Origin of the sequence: Paraburkholderia sp. BR14374 (genome assembly GCF_040948685.1) — a bacterium.
Lineage (GTDB): Bacteria > Pseudomonadota > Gammaproteobacteria > Burkholderiales > Burkholderiaceae > Paraburkholderia > Paraburkholderia youngii.
In genome coordinates this window covers 374,836-390,446 of sequence record NZ_JBFPKF010000004.1, presented here as the reverse complement: position 1 = coordinate 390,446, position 15,611 = coordinate 374,836, and the positions used below count along the sequence as shown (strand labels likewise).

Below are 15,611 nucleotides of genomic sequence, written 5' to 3'. Positions count from 1 at the left end.
GACGGTCGAAGTCACTCGCCATCGAAGCGAATGGCGCGGCAGTCATGCCCGCGTCAGGCTGACGCCATACGGCTTGCGTAAGCTAGGAACCCGGACGAACGACAAGGAGCGCGCAATGGAGTCTTTCCCGCTGTTCATCGTCGGCTCGCCCAGGTCCGGAACGACCTTTCTTTGTTCCGTGCTGAACGCGCATCCTCTGATCCAGCTGACCAACGAATGCCGCGTCTTTGCATTGCTGAAGGACTTCCTCGAAGTCGGCTGCCATCGCGCCGATCTGCTCGGCGAGAGTTCACGCGACCGCCTGCTCGCATTCGGCCATCGTACGTTGGGCGGGTGGGTCGAGCGCTTCTATCGCGAAGAACTGAAGTTCGGCGCGCCGATCTGGGGCGACAAGCATCCGTCGTACGCCGACCCTACGGTACTGTCGGGCCGAACGGGTTCGATCGAACGCCTGCCGCGCTCCGGTTCCTGCTTGCGTCTGATACGCGAACTGCTGCCGCAGGCGCGCTTCATTCATATCCACCGCGATCCTCGCCACGTGGCCAATTCGCTCTTGCACAAGCATTGGACCGGATCGATCGAAGACGGCATCCGCGTGTGGGGGCAATACGTCGGCGAGATCAACGCATTCTTCGAAGACATCCCGGCGCCTCACGCATTGACCGTGTCGTATCGGAAGGTCATCGAAGAACCGTGTGAGACGGCGGTCAGCATCGGGCAGTTTCTCGGCCTCGCGGATGCATCGCCGATCAGCGACTTCCTGATCTCGCAACGCCACTCGCCGACGCCGTTCAGCGATCCGGTGACCGATATCGGCGATCTATATCTGATTCCCGATACGGCCGCGAGCGACGACACCCTGCTCGCTCTCGCGGGAATCCAGGCGCGCCGGCTGGGTTATGCGGCGGCCTGAGGTGGGCTCTCAGCCGCGCACCCCTTCCACGAACCGCGCGATCCTGTCGCACGCCTCGATCAATCGATCCTCGCCCACCACCAGCCCCAACCTGACGAAGCCGTTCGCCGTTTCCCCGAACGCGCTCGCGTCGAGCACGGCCACGCCTCGCGCGCGAAACAGCTGCCACGTGAACTCGGTCGTATCGAGCCCGGTCCCGCTGACATCGACCATCACGAACATGCCGGCTTCGGGCAACAGGCATCGCAAGCCCGGCACGCGACGCAAGCGCTCGAACACGACGTCGCGCCGCCGCCGGTAGATCTCGCGGATCTCGGCGACGAACTCGGCCCTGTTCTCCAATGCCGTCAATGCGGCCTGCTGGATGAAGCCCGGCAGGCCGTACAGCATTGCGAGCGCGAGCCGCGCCATGTGCTCGATCAGCGTCACCGGCCCGATTGCCCACCCGACGCGCCATCCCGCCATCGCGTGCGACTTCGACAAGCTGCCGATCGTGACCGTGCGCTCCGCCATGCCGGGCAGCGACGCAATGCTCACATGGTCGCGTTCGAACGTCAGTTCCGCATAGACCTCGTCGGACAGCACCCACAGGTCGTGCTCGCACGCAAGCCGCGCGATGCGCTCGAGATCCGCGCGCTGCATCACGACGCCGGTCGGATTGCACGGCGTCGCGAAGAAGATCGCCTTCGTGCGCGGCGTGATCGCCGCTGCGAGCGCGTCGCAATCGACGTGAAACGCGCGCGCCGGATCGACCGGCACCGCGACCAGCGTCGCGCCCGCCGCGCGCACGCAGGCCTCGTAGGTCAGATACATCGGCTCGGGAACGATCACTTCGTCGCCGGCTTCGAGCAGGCACAGCGACACCGCGAACACGCCGTTTTGCGCGCCGGCGGTCAGCACCACGTTGGCCGCGCTCACGTCACGGCCTGAGGTACGCGCGTGCTCGGCGGCGATCGCGGCGCGCAGCGGCTCGCGACCGGCCATCGCCGTATAGTGCGTATCGCCGGCGCGCAGCGCATCGATCGCGCGCTCGACGATCGGCGCGGGCGTCGAGAACTCGGGGTCTCCTACGCTCAGCACGATCACGTCTTCGCCCCTCGCTGCCGCCTGCTGCGCGACCCGATGGATTTCCCACGCCGACGTGCGACGCCCTTGCAGCCGCTCGACCAGATTCGAATACTTCATTGCGCTCACCCGTTCCATTCGACCCGCCAATGTAAAGGCACGCCGGCGAAACGTCCAGATACGAAAAAGGGTCATGCGAGCGGACAACCTCGCATGACCCTGTGCGCAATGTACTGCTGTTTGAACGACTGCTTTGCTTCAAACCCCCGTTAAAACTTCGGTGCGTCAAAGCTGCCGGCGCAGTTCCGCCGGCGGCACCTTCATCAGATGCCGGTATTTCGCCACCGTGCGCCGCGCGACCAGCACGCCCTGATCCGCGAGCATCTTCGCGAGCGTCACGTCCGACAGCGGATCGCGCGTGTTCTCCGCGGCGATCATCTCCTTGAGCAGCGCGCGCACCGCCGCGGCCGAGCAGGTGCCGCCGCTTTCGGTGCCGAGCTCGCGCGGGAAGAAATGCTTGAACTCGAAGATGCCGCGCGGCGTCGCCATATATTTGTTGCCCGTCGCCCGCGAGATCGTCGATTCGTGCAGACCCAGCTCGTCAGCGACGTCGCGCAACACCATCGGCTTCAGCGCGATCTCGCCATACTGGAAGAAGGCCTTCTGATGCGCGACGATGCATTCGGCCACCCGCTGGATCGTGTCGAAGCGCTGCTGCGCGTTGCGGATCAGCCAGCGTGCTTCCTGCAGCTGCTGTGCGAGCGGCGAGCGGCTCGCGCCGGCCGACTGCGCGAACAGCTGTGCATACATGCGATGGATTCGCGCCCGCGGCTGCACTGCCGGATTGATCGACACGACCCACTTGTTGCGTACCTGACGCACGAGCACGTCGGGCACCACATAGTTATCCTCGGCGCGGCCGTAGCAATTGCCCGGCTTCGGATCGAGCTTGCGCACCAGCGCGCAGGCCACGCGCAGTTCCTCCGCGCTGCAGCCGATCTGCTTTTGCAACTCGGCCTGTTCGCGGCGCGCGAGACGTTCCAGATGATGCTCGGCGATCTGCCGCGCGACCTCGCGCCCTGGCGTGTTGGCGGGCAGCGCATTGATTTGCAGCGCGAGGCATTCCGACAGCGAACGCGCGCCGAGCCCCGGACGATCGAGCGATTGCACGAGGCGCAACGCCACCAGCAGTTCTTCCTCGGTCAGCGTGGGCTCGAGATCGACGCTGTCGGCGAGGTCGGCGAGCGACTGCCGCATATACCCGTCTTCGTCGAGTGCCTCGATGATGAAACGGGCCACCGCGCGATCGCGGTCGTCGAGCCGGTATAGGCGCAACGCGTCGTGCAACTGCTCGCGCAGCGTGGGTTGCGAGCGAGCCCATTCAGCCGGGTCGCTGCCGTCTGCGTCGCCGTTCTGGCGCGCCGAACTGCGCGAACCGTAGTCGCCGGAAAAATCGGCGGGCATGTCGTCCTGGCCCGCGCTTTCGAGCGTATCGCTAGCGGAGTTTTCCGCCGGTAATCCGTCCGGCTCGGCGGCGGCTAGCGAATCGGCGGCGGGCACGTTGGCGTCTTCGCCGTCAGCCGGCGTCGTGCCGGCGAGCGCGACGTCCTCTGCTTCGGATGAGTCGTATTCGAGGAACGGATTGGTATCGAGCGCCGTGCGCAATTCCTGCTGGAACTCGAGAGCCGACAATTGCAAGAGACGCACCGACTGCTGAAGACGAGGCGTCAGTGCAAGAGACTGCCTTGTGCGTAGTTCGATTGAAGGCATTGGAGTAGATCCCGTTCGTTGGATGAGGCGAGTGCACTCTTCAACGCAACGTCCGTACCAGGTCGCGCAAGACGCTGTTTTGATTACGCTTTGTTTATTGAGGCGCAGGAATTGACGGGACCGCGAGCGCCGGTTTTTACAAACGGCTGGCAATTTACGGTCCCTTTTCTTCACACCTCGGACGGCCTCGGGCACGGTCGCAACGCAGCCCGATTCATCAGTCGAAAAACCCTGGTGGATACGGCTTTCGCGAGCGGTGTCACCGGGACCGCAGCGGCCGGGCACGATCCATGCGGAGCAGCGTGGTGTGGACGGACGCCGCCCTTCGTAAAAACGCCAGTCATGCGTGGATGCGAGTACGGCGCCCGGTGTCGAGAAACGGGCCCCTGACGGTACCGTAGCGGCGACGACCCCACGTGTGTCATCAGCGGCTTGCGCCGCGATCGGCCACCGGCAACAAGACCGCCATTTTCATCACCACCTGAAGGAGAAAACCATGAAGACGATCCAGCTTCTGAAGACCGCAGGCAGTATCGCTGTCGTCGCGTTCGCGCTGAACGCGAACGCGCAGACCAGCGCTTCGGCTCCGCCCGCGGCGTCGGAAAGCGTCGGCCAGCATATCGACGACGGCACCATTACGACCAAGGTCAAGGCCGATCTGCTTGCCGCGAAGAACGTCAAATCGACGCATATCCACGTGAAGACCCGCAAGGGCGTCGTGTGGCTCACGGGTTCGGTGCCATCGGCCGAAGACAAGACCGCCGCCGAGGATGTCGTGCAGAACGTGAAGGGTGTCGAGAGCGTGAAGAACCATCTGAAGGTGGCCGCCGACTGATATCCGCATGATCGGTTCACGCCGATTCGACTGAGCGGAACGAACAAGAGCCGGCTGCGGAGCCGGCTCTTTCTATTGCATCGATGCGTCGATCAACGCTTCATCGCCGCATAGCGGTCACGCAGATCGCGCACGCGATCATGATTCTGCAGTACGCCCTGATATTGCCGCTCGACGATCGCACGCACATCGGCCGGCAAATCCTTTTCGAGCGCATCGTGATAGCGCTTCTTCGCGACGTCCTCGCCCTTTTCGCACTCGGCGAGAATCGCATGGTCGCTGCGATCCGAAACCGCCGATCTGACGTCGACCCAGCCGCGATGCAGCGCACCGGTCACGCTGCCGCCGGTTTCCGGCTTGCCGCCCAAGGTCTGAACGACATCCTGCAACTCACGCGCGCCGCGCGAGCACTCGTCTGCTGTCGAGCGAAACAGCATCTTCAGCTCTTCGTCGTGCGCATCCTCGGCTGCCTTCATAAAGCCCTTTTCGCCATCCTTCGACGTTTCGACCAGGTCATTCAATACGGAAACAACGTTGGTAGCCATTCAATACCTCCAAGGGTTTCGTTCATCGCGGAATCCGCCGCGCGGAGCTTTTTATGTGCGTCGCGATGAATCGGTTCGACGCGCGGCGGGCTGCATGGGATAGCTCGCATCACGCGTGCCCGGCATACACGCCTGGCGCCGCGTTTCGATCTTCGCAGGCGTGGCACAGCGGTTGCTAACCCACTCGATTCGGCAATCTATAACGACAGGGGGAACCACGATGAAAAAATCCGGCAGCATCAAATTTCTGGCGGCGGTCGCAATCGTCACTTCGGCTACCGTGATGCAGATTCGCGCGCACATCGCGTCGCCGGACGCGGCGGCGCCTCAGCCGCATGCAACGATGTCGACGTGCGGCCGCTCGCATGACGGCATCACGGCGGCCTCATGCCGGCCGACGAATAGCGAAAGGCAGCTCGAACGATTTCAGCCGCCGCACGACACGCGGCAACCGTGGGTGTAGCGCGACGTCGAAATCGCGCGGTAAACCGAAAACGGCCCGATCATCGTCATCGGGCCGTTTTCCGTTGGCATACCGCATCGCTTACATCACTCGCGCTTCTCCGCGAATTCCTTGATCGGTTCGGGCGTCTTCAGCGGATCGAAATCGGCCCAGTGTCCCTGCTGCCAGCGGCCGGTCGCCTTCTCGATCGACACGCCGCCCGCTTCGCGCAGCACACGTGCGGCATCGAGCTGATTGTCGGGCGACACGTGCACGGCGACGAGCACGCCCGATTTGCGGGCCTCCTCGTGATACGGCACGCGATAGTCCGATTTGCCATGCTCCTTGGTGCGCAACATCGCGCCGATCAGCGAGCCGACATACGCGCCGACGCCCGCCGCGATCGGCGACACGAGCAGCGGTGCGGAAAACGCCGCGAAAATCGCCACGCCGATCACCGCGCCGATGACCGCACCGATCGTCACGCCCATGCCTACGCCTTTAGGCGCCTCTCGCGCGCCGGGGTCGGAATCCGTGTCGCCGCCGATCGGGAAACGTGCGTGCTGGCCGCGCGGATTGACGAAAAACAGCGTGACGTCCTCTTCGACGAAACCCGCCTCGAAAAGCTTTTGCGCCGCGCCTTCCGCGGCCGGAAACGTCGTGAAGCGTGCTGCGACGATGAGTGACATTACGCCTCCGTTATCGTTGACTAGCGTTCACGGACCATACCGTCGCCGGGGTGGCGCGCGTCACGAGCAGCGCGCCCAGTCAGTGCCACACGCGGCACCCCTACGCCGCGGTGCCGCGATCCGGTTCCATGCCTTCCACTCTGAACAGTCCGCTATGCAACACCACGCCTTCTCCGTTGTTCTGGTCGAGCGCTTCCGCGCAGACCGAGCGGATGCGCTGACGGCCTCTGTCGAACGCGGCCATCAACGCAGGTTCGAGCGCGGATTCCGCGCCGAAATGATCTTCCAGAGCCTCGGCGGTGATCGAGCAGACCACCGGCTCGCCATCGACGCGCGCAAGAAACCGCACGGTCAGATTGGCGCCGTCGAAGACCGGGTCGTCGTCGGGGAAAGTGATCTGCATCAGAGAGTCCTCATAAGCAGGCCGTGGCAGGATCGCGTTCATGACGAGCCCTTCAAGTTGCCGGCCAGTTGCTGCGCCATCTCCAGGTGATGCTTGATGGTTGGCAGCGCTTGCATGGCCGCGGCCTTCAGTTGCGCGTCGGTGCCGCTTTCGCTTTGCTGCTGGAACAGATCCACCGCACGCTGATGCGCTTCCACGCCGACCTGCTCGACGTAGGCCGCATCGAACCCGGAGCCCTTCAACGTCTGCAGTTTGCCGACCAGCGCGGAATCCGCGGACGGCGTCGGGTTGAAGCCCTTCTTCGCGACCAGCGCGGCCATCGCATGCGACAGCTTCGTGTGGTCCGCGATCATCTGTTGCGCGAACTTCTTGACCTGCGGATCGTTCGAGTTCTTCAGCGCGATCTTGCTGGCGGCGATTTCGGTGGCGTCCGACTTCGACGCTTCGAGCACGAACTGCTGATCCGCGGGCGACAGCGTCGTTTTACCGGCCGGCGCGGCACTCGCGGGCGCATCGCTCGCCTGCGCGCTGGCCGTGTCGAGCGTTGCCGCGCTCGCGCCCAACGCAGCCAGCGCGGCGGTCAACACTTGTAGGGAATACCGGAATTTCATGCACTTTCTCCCTGTCGAATCGCCGATGCGCAGTATCGAATCACAACGCGCCGGCGTCGAAGCCAGCGCGCCGCCCTTCGATCAAGCCGCCTTGCGCTTCGTCAGTTGCCCGATCAGCGTCCTGTTGAATGCGGGCAGGTCGGCGGGTTTGCGGCTCGAAATCAGATTGCCGTCCTCGACCACTTCCTGATCGACCCACGTGCCGCCCGCGTTACGAATATCGTCCTGCAGGCTAGGCCAGCTCGTCACCGTGCGCCCCTTGATGATCCCCGCCGATACCGGCAGCCAGGTGCCGTGGCAGATCACCGCGATCGGCTTCTTCGCGTTGTCGACCGCTTTGACGAAAGCCTGCGCCTGCGGCAGCAGTCGCAACGCATCGCCGTTCACGACGCCGCCCGGCAACACCAGCGCGTCGTAGTCTTCGGGACGGGCCTTGTCGAACGTCGCATCGACATCGACGGTGTCGCCCTTGTCGACGTGCTTGAAGCCCTGGATCTTGCCCGGCTTCGCCGAAATCACGTGGACCGTCGCGCCCGCCTCGGTGAGCGCGCGTTTCGGCTCCACGAGTTCCGCCTGCTCGAAGCCGTCTACGGCGAGTACCGCTACCTTGTAGCCATTCAGTGCATCACTCATGCGTCCTCTCCTTCCAGTGGCGCCGCGCTCGCTCGCTTGCTCGTTATGCAGGTGCATAGCGCGGCGCCTTCACAAAAACGTTCTCCCGCAAGACGCGTGCCCGATTGCGCCGGTCGGCGCGAGCCGCTTCGTGCGCGAAACGCAACCTGCTCAGACATCGGTTTCCTCTTCGCCGGATCGCTCCGCGCCCGGAGGCACTCGCGGATCGACGACGTGGTCGGTGTCGATATCGCGATCCGCTTCCAACGTCGAATCGCCGTCGGCCGACGCGCGCTCGCCCGTACCCGAGCGATCGGTATCGCTGCCGAGTTCCGCGTCGCCGGTTTCGAGCGCGTGATTGTCGAGTTCCGTATCGACGTCGAAATCGTGACGCTTCGCGCCCGCCACGTCGCTGCCGCTATCCGACGAGTCGCTGGGACCCAGCGCGCCCGTCGTACCGGAGGTTTGCTTGACTGTCCGCTGCGGCTCTTCATCGGGATTGAGTGTGCTGGTCATGAAAGCCCCCTTTTCCAGTTGGTCACATCGACTTTTTCCGCAAGGACCGTTCCGCTCAAGCGCCCCGGTTCAGTGTCAATGGCATTCCCCTTGCTTCAGCCGCTTGAAACTTCTACTTGCGACCATGACTACCGCGACTCATTCCACGACCGCATCACGCAACTCGGCGAGCGCGACCGCCCACGCCGCACCGCAGCCGATGCCGCCGGGCCTGCGCCACGCCGACGACACGAAACCCGGCTACACACGCAAGCGCGAGCGGAACGGCTTCATCTATTTCGACCTGAACGGCAGGCGCATCGTCGATGAGAACGAGATCCAGCGCATCAACTCGCTCGCGATTCCCCCCGCCTATGAAAACGTGTGGATCTGCCCCGATCCGCGAGGTCATCTTCAAGCGACCGGCCGCGACGCGCGCGGCCGTAAGCAGTACCGCTATCACCCGCGCTGGCGCGAAACGCGCGACGCCGACAAGTACGAACGGATGGCCGAGTTCGGCCGCGCATTGCCGAAAATCCGCGCGCGTGTCGCGCGTGACCTGAAGCTGACCGGCATGCCGCTCGACAAGGTCGTCGCGGCCATCGTGCACTTGCTCGACACGACGCTGATTCGCGTCGGCAGCGCCGAATACGCGCGCGACAATCAGTCATTCGGATTAACGACGTTGCGCAAGCGGCACGTGAAGATAAAGGCCGGTCAATTGCGACTTCAGTTTCGCGGTAAGAGCGGCATCGAGCACGACGTGACCGTGGACAATCCAACCGTCAAGCGCATCGTGCGACGTTGCGCGGAGCTGCCCGGCCACGACCTGTTCCAGTATCTCGACGAAGACGGCACGCGCCACGGCGTCGGCTCGACCGATATCAATGACTACCTGCGCCGCGTGAGCGGCGCCGACTTCACCGCGAAGGACTACCGCACATGGGCCGGCAGCGTATACGCGCTGGCGGCATTGCGCCGTTTGATGTGCAGCAGCGCAGCCGAAGCGCGCGGTCATATCGTCGCAACCGTGAAAGAGGTGGCGAGCCTGCTGCGCAATACGCCCGCTGTCTGCCGGCGCTGTTATATCCACCCGGCGATCATCAGCGCGTTCGAGGCCGACGAATTGCGGAGCCTCGCGCCAGGTCAAGCGCGCCGCGGACTCAAGGTGGATGAAGTGGCCTTCGCGGTGCTGCTGGCGCAGGCGGAAAAACGCGCGGCGAAACTCGCGCGCGCGACCAGTGGGAAAGGACGCAAGACGCGGGAGTCGCCGTCCGACGACACCATCAACGGTTCGCTGACGAGTCTGCTGAAAAAATCGCGCGTGGTGCGCAAAAAATCCCCCGCCGCGAAACACGAAAGCGCCGCGGCCCAAATGCACACTGGGCTGGAACTGCCATCTGAATCGAAACCGGCGGCCCAGTGACGGGCTCGGCGATGAATCGGCGAAGGCTCAAACGTCTTCCTCGAATGCCGCCATCACGAGCCAGACATCGCGCTCGCCGTCGCGTATCTCGGCCGCCAGCGCATACGCGTCGCCAGGCGAACAAACGCTCGCGAGCGTGTTATGCGCGACTTCGCCGTTGTCGAACACGCGCTCCGACAACGGCCGCACTTCCTGCTTGCCTTCGAACATCGGCTGTTGCCGACGATACACGAGCGTCTCGGACTTCCAGTTGCTGAAGCATTCGCGAACGTGCGCGAAGTCCCCCCCGCAGATGTTCGCCTGATAATGAATGTTCCTGGTCACGATATTCTCCCCCCGATGCGAAGCGGCATCGTCCGTGCGTCACGAGGAACGCAACGGTGCATTGCCGCTTGCGCATCGATCCAGCGTTACTGTCCCTTTGTATCGCTGCTGGCATCGGCGCCGGGCGTGTTCGTCGTGTCGTTCATTGGCTTCATTGCCTTCGACTTCTTGTGATGGTGTTTCATCGACGAAGTCGAGCCCCCGGTGCTGCCCATCGCATTCGGTGCGGGCTCGTTGCCCGCCGTCGGCGCGGCGGTCGCCGCGCCATGCGCGTTGCCGCCGCCGGCGCCGCTATTGCCGTTGCCGCCGCCCGTCTGCGCGAACGCGGCGCCCGACGCGACGGCGCCCGACGCGGCCACACATGCCGCGACCAGCCATGCCTTCGGATACTTGCTCATCTGGCTTCTCTCCATGAAGTGAAAAGGACGGTTGTGATCCTTCAGTTCCTGCCGCCATCACTGAAAGTCGAGCAAGGCCTATGCCGCGCGATGCATGCGTCGCATGCGCGCATCGCGCTTCGCCGGGCAGCGCTAGCGTCAGCATGGACGCAAAAATTGCAAACGTGCTCGCATCCTTTACGCGCGCGGCGCCTCGTCGGGAGAATGCGGCGCCGGGTGCCATAGAGTAATGGCGCCACACGGCTCGATGGAACGGCCGTTGCTAAATGCCTCGGTACATTCACCCCATCAAAGGAGCCCATCATGGTGATGCAGACCCAGACGCAAGGCGCGAACATCGTCGGCAAAGGCGCCGCGACCGCGGAAGGCCCAGGCCCGGACGTAATGGCTGCGGCTACGCTCGACGGCAACAAGGTCATCAGCAGCGACGGCGAGCACATCGGCAAGATCAAGGACATCATGCTCGACGTGCGGTCGGGCCGCATCGCGTATGCAGTGCTGTCGAGCGGCGGTTTTCTCGGCATCGGCGACAAGCTGCTCGCGATTCCGTGGAGTGCGCTGACGCTCGATACGCAGGAAAAATGCTTCGTATTGAACATGGTGGCCGAGCGCGTGAAGAACGCACCGGGTTTCGATAAGGATCACTGGCCATCGATGGCGGATCAGACGTGGGCCACCACCGTGCATCAGTACTACGGCAGCGAACCGTACTGGGGCGGCGACGTCTATACGAACCGCAACGACGTGGGCGTCGGTGACATTCCCCCGGGTTCGTCGGATGCACCCGAGGCCGGCGGCGTGAAGCTCTGATCGCCGAACCGACCATTTCCGATGCGTGGCCAGTCTGGCATTGCGCTTCAGGAGCAAACACAATGGCGACCCGAAAGACCAGCAGCAGATCGAAACGCCCTGTGTCGCGTGGCAAGTCGGGACGGCCACCGCGCCAGCGCCATGCGCAGGCGCAGGCCGCGCATCGCGCCAAAACCGCGAAGTCGAGCGGCGCATCCGGCGCGAAGAAATGGTCGCATCACGTGATGGAAACGAGCGACGCGATGGACATCCAGAAGGATATTTTCAAAACCGGCAGCGCGGAGTCCATCGCGCAATCGTTGAAGCACTCCTCGACGGTGAGCCGACGACGCAAGGGCACGCCGTTTCAATCGGCGATGTCGATGCTCAATTTCTACGTCAATCGGGCGGGCCGAAACCTGCCGAAGGAGCGGCGCGATACGTTGCAACAGGCCAAGCGCAAGCTGCGCGAAGCGTTTGGACGCGAGCCGCGGTGAGCTGCCGGGATCGCGGCGGCACTACGCGGCCAGACGCTTCAGTCGTCGCCAGGCTGAATGCCGAAGGCACTCTGCACGGCCTCGAATCGCGAATTGACGTTGAGTTTCTCGAACACATTCTTCATATGCCATTTGACCGTCTCGGGCGCCAGATTCAGCGATCGCCCGATTTCCTTGTTGGAAAGCCCTCGAGCGACGTAGCCCAGAATTTCGAGTTCTCGCGCGCTCAGTGTGCCCGGCGCTACCTTGGTGTCGGCATGACCCGGCGAAGACGATGGCGGGTTATCCGCTTCGTCGAAAGCCGACAGCACCGTGTCGATATACGTCGCGTGCCCGCTCGCGATTTCCGATGGCGCGCGGCGAAAGCGTTCCAATAACGCACGCATCGGCGGTCCCTCGTCCACGAAGCTATTGATCATCCCCATCGCGCCGCCGATCCGCAGCGCGTTTCCCAGCGCGTCGAAAGCCTGGTCCGAAGCGCCGTTCTGCTCGTGCGCGAGAGCGAGCAGCAACGAAACGACGGCCTCGGCATAGCGCCAGCCCAGTACAACCAGATTGTCGAGTAAGCGCGAAAGAAAACCGACGGCGTCCGCGGCGGCATTTTCGGCGAGCAGAACACGGGCTTGCAGCACACAGTAGCTTGCCCACGTTTCCATCGCCGAGCCCCGTCGCCCTTCGCACATCATCGGTACGCTCGCGCTCAGCTCGTCGGCGACCTGACGCGCCTCGACCACCCTGCCGTCGGCAAGCAGCTGCCGGACGGATTCCGCATCGCACGCGAGCTTCAGACGCAACCATCGACGGGTAATCGCGAGCTGTCGGCCGTCCTCGAGAACGGCCAGCGCCGGCCCCTTTTTGCCATCGCGCCACAGCAGGCGCGCCGAGGTGAGCATATAGCGCATCAACGCGGCGAGCGGTGAGGTCTCCAGCGCGATGGTCATGCGAGCGTCGAGCAACTTCCGCGCCTTGGACAGCTGGTTGCACTCGTAGTAAATCGACGCAAGGCAACCGGAAACCGCGGCCGCGGCCGCCGACCACTCCCCCAGCTTGTCTTCGGAGTAGCGCATCGCGACCTCCATCACCCGCCTCGCATCGGGAAGATCGCCGTGTATCAGCGCGGCGACGCCGTACACCGCGTCGCGCAGCATATCCGCGCTGTTCGGCTTCTGGCTGAGTCCCACCTGATCGACCCGCGCTCTCCATACGCGCGAGATATAGGCGAACTGCCCTCTATACATCAAGCCGAAAATCTCCGCGCTTTGCCCGTATTGGCGCACCCAGGGTTCCGCAGGCACCGTCGATGCCTGGACGGCACGCCCGAGTTCCAGCGCATGCTCGCTGTCGTCGTTCACACAAGCGATCACCGCGCGGATCGCGTTGATCTCCGCCCACGCGATCTCGTCGGCTGCGGTCCGATCATCACGGGCCATACGCTCGAACTCGTCAGCAATCTCGCCGATCTCCTTCGACGCGCGCGCGGTTTCGAGCGACATCGCGAGTGCCCACGCTTTCGCCAGACGCAAGCGCAATCGACTCGCGATCACGTCCGGCGGAAGTTTGCGAATCCAGCCCGGCAGCATGAACGGGTCGCCGCGTTGAAGCATCTCCATCGCACAGTTTTCGGCCCACTGCGCCGCCTGCCCGATGTCGCCCGCGGCCAGCGCATGTCGCACGGCTTCGGGCCACAGACGCGCACGCGCGAACCATAGGCTGGCCCGACGATGCAGCAACGGAACCTGGCGTGGCGCCTGACGCATCAGACGGCGGCGCAGCGCATCGCTCAGCAACGCGTGATAGCGATACCAGCTTTGCGCTTCATCGAGCGGCCGGATGAACACGTTATGACGCTCGAGCCAGTCGAGCTTCTCACCGCTGTCGCCTTCACCGCCCATGACGTCGTCGCACAGCGTCGCGGTAAGCCGCTCGAGAATCGACGTGTACAGCAGAAACGTCAGCATATGCGGCGGCAAATGCGCAAGCACCGTATCGTTCAGGTAGCGATCGATGCCGAATCGGGAACCGGCGAGATGACTGGCAAGCGCGGCCACGTCATCGACCCGGTTCAGTCCGAGCGAAGCCAGCTGTAAGCCGGCAACCCATCCCTCGGTCGCGCTGTTCAACAACTCGACGCTGTTGCGGTCGAGCAGCGCATTACCGGTGTGATGGAAAAACGCTTGAGCATCGTCGAGCGAAAAGCGCAGATCGTCGACGGTCACATGCGAAAGTTTGTCGGGGGAGCGCAGCGCGCTCAGCGACAACGCCGGTTCGCCGCGCGCGCCGAGCAGCACGTGCAGGTTGTCGGGCGCGTAGCGCAGCAGGCGCGACACGATCGCGAGAACGGGTTTCGCGCTCAGGCGGTCGACGTCGTCGAGCACGAGGAAAACCCCGCGGCCGTATGCGGCGATGTCATTGAGCAGCACTGAAATGACCGTTCTGACCGGCGTGTGTGCATCGTTATCGAGAAGTTGCTGCGCCCGCCACGCGATCTCCTTCGACGCCCGACAAAGCGTCGCCACCAGATAGGCGCCGAGTTGCTGCGGGTCGTCGTCTTCTCCATCGAGACTGAGCCACGCAACGGGACGCTTCTTTCTCGCTTGCGCTTCGCTCCATGCGGCAAGCAAAGTTGTTTTGCCGAAACCCGCGGGCGCGGTCACGAGCGTAATGTGACGCGGACGTCGTTCATCGAGTCGCCGGAGCAAGCCCGGTCGTTGCACGCAACCCGCGGGAAGACGCGGCGGCATCATCTTGGTCTGGATCAGCGACACGATCCATTCACGCTCGAAACTATCAGCGGGTGTATTCATGGGTGGTCCTCTCACCGGCTATCCGTGAGAGGCATGGAGGGGTCGTTGTGAATTCGTCTCGAAGATACGCCGAACCGTGTGACGACTCAATGCAGAGCTGCGCAACGAGCCGCGAGGACCGGTATCCGCTTCGGGTCGCATAGGGTCTCGGGTCGAATCGCTAGCGCAGATTGCTTTGTGCGCGCTGCGCGGGCGTGTCGATCTCCGCGACGGGATCGTCCGGCTCGGAAACCTCGGACGCCTGCACATTCGCACTGCCGGTATCGACCTCGTCGAGCCGGTAGCCGTGCGTATAGACGGTCGTCAATCGCACGCCGTTGTCCGGCCGCAGCGCCAGCTTGCGTCGAAGCCGGTAGATGTGCGTGTCGATCGTGCGCGAGGTACTGTCCAGTTCGCGGCCCCAGGCAAGCTTTGCCAGAAGCCGTTTGGAAACGACCCGTCCGACGTGCGCGAAGAAATAGGCGGCCACGTCGAATTCCTTTTCCGTCAACAGGATCGATTCGCCGTGCAGAAAAACACCGCGCTGCGTGACGTCGAAGATATACGGCCCAACGGCGATGGCGCTTTCCACTTTTATGCTGCGCCGTGTGCGACGCAACAGCGCGCCGACCCTTGCCCCCAGTTCTTTGGCCCGGAACGGCTTGACGACGTAGTCATCCGCGCCGGCGTCCAGCGCCTGCACGATCTCTACTTCCAGAAGCCGTCTGGTCACGAACAGCACCGCGGGTTCACGGCCCAGATGACGGCGTATCCAGTACAGCACCTCGAAGCCGCTCATGCCCGGTAGTTCCCAATCGAGCACCACGAGATCGACCTCGTTGGCCTGGAGAAAACTGATTGCGTCCTTGCCCCGCTCGACCTTGCTGATTCGATGTCCGGACTGTCCGATTTCCCTTTCGATCGAATCAGCTTGTGCGGGATCGTTTTCGACCAACAGGATATTCATCTATCACCTTTTTCCTTCTCGCTGCCGACTGGAAGACCGGCCCCCCA

18 protein-coding genes are annotated in these 15,611 nt (G+C 63.6%); 6 read left to right on the top strand and 12 right to left on the bottom strand.

The window, feature by feature from the left end:
- The first annotated feature begins 115 nt into the window (after positions 1 to 115).
- The gene (locus AB3X86_RS12045) at positions 116 to 913 is read left to right on the top strand and encodes a sulfotransferase (protein WP_368596145.1); all 798 of its coding nucleotides are present in this window, start codon (positions 116 to 118) and stop codon (positions 911 to 913) included.
- A gap of 9 nt (positions 914 to 922) precedes the next feature.
- On the opposite strand, the gene AB3X86_RS12040 is transcribed toward AB3X86_RS12045, so the two are convergent.
- On the bottom strand, positions 923 to 2,098 hold the full coding sequence (locus AB3X86_RS12040; protein ID WP_368596144.1) for a pyridoxal phosphate-dependent aminotransferase: 1,176 nt from the start codon (positions 2,096 to 2,098) through the stop codon (positions 923 to 925).
- A gap of 165 nt (positions 2,099 to 2,263) precedes the next feature.
- Positions 2,264 to 3,748, bottom strand: a complete 1,485-nt coding sequence (locus AB3X86_RS12035) for an RNA polymerase factor sigma-54 (RefSeq protein ID WP_368596143.1) — start codon at positions 3,746 to 3,748, stop codon at positions 2,264 to 2,266.
- A gap of 496 nt (positions 3,749 to 4,244) precedes the next feature.
- Here AB3X86_RS12035 and AB3X86_RS12030 point away from each other — a divergent pair, with 496 nt between their 5' ends.
- Positions 4,245 to 4,583, top strand: coding sequence for a BON domain-containing protein (locus tag AB3X86_RS12030; protein WP_176106060.1), 339 nt, complete (start codon positions 4,245 to 4,247; stop codon positions 4,581 to 4,583).
- A gap of 92 nt (positions 4,584 to 4,675) precedes the next feature.
- Here the strand turns inward: AB3X86_RS12030 and AB3X86_RS12025 are convergent, their stop codons facing one another.
- Complete coding sequence (locus tag AB3X86_RS12025; RefSeq protein ID WP_368596142.1) at positions 4,676 to 5,128, bottom strand: PA2169 family four-helix-bundle protein; 453 nt, start codon at positions 5,126 to 5,128, stop codon at positions 4,676 to 4,678.
- 220 nt (positions 5,129 to 5,348) lie between these two features.
- On the opposite strand from AB3X86_RS12025, the gene AB3X86_RS12020 reads away from it, so the two are divergent.
- Positions 5,349 to 5,591 (top strand): hypothetical protein, encoded by a 243-nt coding sequence (locus AB3X86_RS12020; RefSeq protein ID WP_368596141.1) that lies wholly within the window; start codon positions 5,349 to 5,351, stop codon positions 5,589 to 5,591.
- Between the two features lie 86 nt (positions 5,592 to 5,677).
- Here AB3X86_RS12020 and AB3X86_RS12015 read toward each other — a convergent pair whose 3' ends face one another.
- From AB3X86_RS12015 to AB3X86_RS11995, 5 genes are all read right to left on the bottom strand, one after another.
- Positions 5,678 to 6,259, bottom strand: a complete 582-nt coding sequence (locus tag AB3X86_RS12015; protein WP_368596140.1) for a hypothetical protein — start codon at positions 6,257 to 6,259, stop codon at positions 5,678 to 5,680.
- 100 nt (positions 6,260 to 6,359) lie between these two features.
- Positions 6,360 to 6,704 (bottom strand): DUF1488 domain-containing protein, encoded by a 345-nt coding sequence (locus AB3X86_RS12010; protein WP_176383054.1) that lies wholly within the window; start codon positions 6,702 to 6,704, stop codon positions 6,360 to 6,362.
- On the bottom strand, positions 6,701 to 7,273 hold the full coding sequence (locus AB3X86_RS12005; protein WP_368596139.1) for a DUF4142 domain-containing protein: 573 nt from the start codon (positions 7,271 to 7,273) through the stop codon (positions 6,701 to 6,703). Before AB3X86_RS12005 ends, AB3X86_RS12010 begins: the two co-directional genes overlap by 4 nt.
- 81 nt (positions 7,274 to 7,354) lie before the next feature.
- Complete coding sequence (locus tag AB3X86_RS12000; protein ID WP_368596138.1) at positions 7,355 to 7,906, bottom strand: type 1 glutamine amidotransferase domain-containing protein; 552 nt, start codon at positions 7,904 to 7,906, stop codon at positions 7,355 to 7,357.
- A 150-nt stretch (positions 7,907 to 8,056) separates the two neighbouring features.
- Positions 8,057 to 8,401 (bottom strand): chemotaxis protein, encoded by a 345-nt coding sequence (locus AB3X86_RS11995; protein WP_176106065.1) that lies wholly within the window; start codon positions 8,399 to 8,401, stop codon positions 8,057 to 8,059.
- 124 nt (positions 8,402 to 8,525) lie between these two features.
- Between AB3X86_RS11995 and AB3X86_RS11990 the strand changes: the two genes are divergently transcribed.
- Positions 8,526 to 9,806 (top strand): DNA topoisomerase IB, encoded by a 1,281-nt coding sequence (locus AB3X86_RS11990; RefSeq protein WP_368596137.1) that lies wholly within the window; start codon positions 8,526 to 8,528, stop codon positions 9,804 to 9,806.
- Between the two features lie 27 nt (positions 9,807 to 9,833).
- On the opposite strand, the gene AB3X86_RS11985 is transcribed toward AB3X86_RS11990, so the two are convergent.
- Together AB3X86_RS11985 and AB3X86_RS11980 are read right to left on the bottom strand one after the other, a co-directional pair.
- A complete protein-coding gene (locus AB3X86_RS11985; protein ID WP_368596136.1) occupies positions 9,834 to 10,130 on the bottom strand; it encodes a hypothetical protein in 297 nt (98 codons plus the stop codon).
- An 86-nt stretch (positions 10,131 to 10,216) separates the two neighbouring features.
- Positions 10,217 to 10,528, bottom strand: coding sequence for a hypothetical protein (locus tag AB3X86_RS11980; RefSeq protein ID WP_368596135.1), 312 nt, complete (start codon positions 10,526 to 10,528; stop codon positions 10,217 to 10,219).
- Between the two features lie 303 nt (positions 10,529 to 10,831).
- Between AB3X86_RS11980 and AB3X86_RS11975 the strand changes: the two genes are divergently transcribed.
- Positions 10,832 to 11,338, top strand: coding sequence for a PRC-barrel domain-containing protein (locus tag AB3X86_RS11975; RefSeq protein WP_176383067.1), 507 nt, complete (start codon positions 10,832 to 10,834; stop codon positions 11,336 to 11,338).
- Between the two features lie 62 nt (positions 11,339 to 11,400).
- A complete protein-coding gene (locus AB3X86_RS11970) occupies positions 11,401 to 11,814 on the top strand; it encodes a DUF3175 domain-containing protein (RefSeq protein WP_368596134.1) in 414 nt (137 codons plus the stop codon).
- A gap of 38 nt (positions 11,815 to 11,852) precedes the next feature.
- Here AB3X86_RS11970 and AB3X86_RS11965 read toward each other — a convergent pair whose 3' ends face one another.
- Positions 11,853 to 14,618 carry a LuxR C-terminal-related transcriptional regulator gene (locus tag AB3X86_RS11965; RefSeq protein ID WP_368596133.1) on the bottom strand — a complete coding sequence of 922 codons (2,766 nt, stop codon included), beginning with the start codon at positions 14,616 to 14,618 and terminating at the stop codon, positions 11,853 to 11,855.
- A gap of 160 nt (positions 14,619 to 14,778) precedes the next feature.
- A complete protein-coding gene (locus AB3X86_RS11960; protein WP_368596132.1) occupies positions 14,779 to 15,564 on the bottom strand; it encodes a response regulator transcription factor in 786 nt (261 codons plus the stop codon).
- Between the last annotated feature and the right edge of the window lie 47 nt (positions 15,565 to 15,611).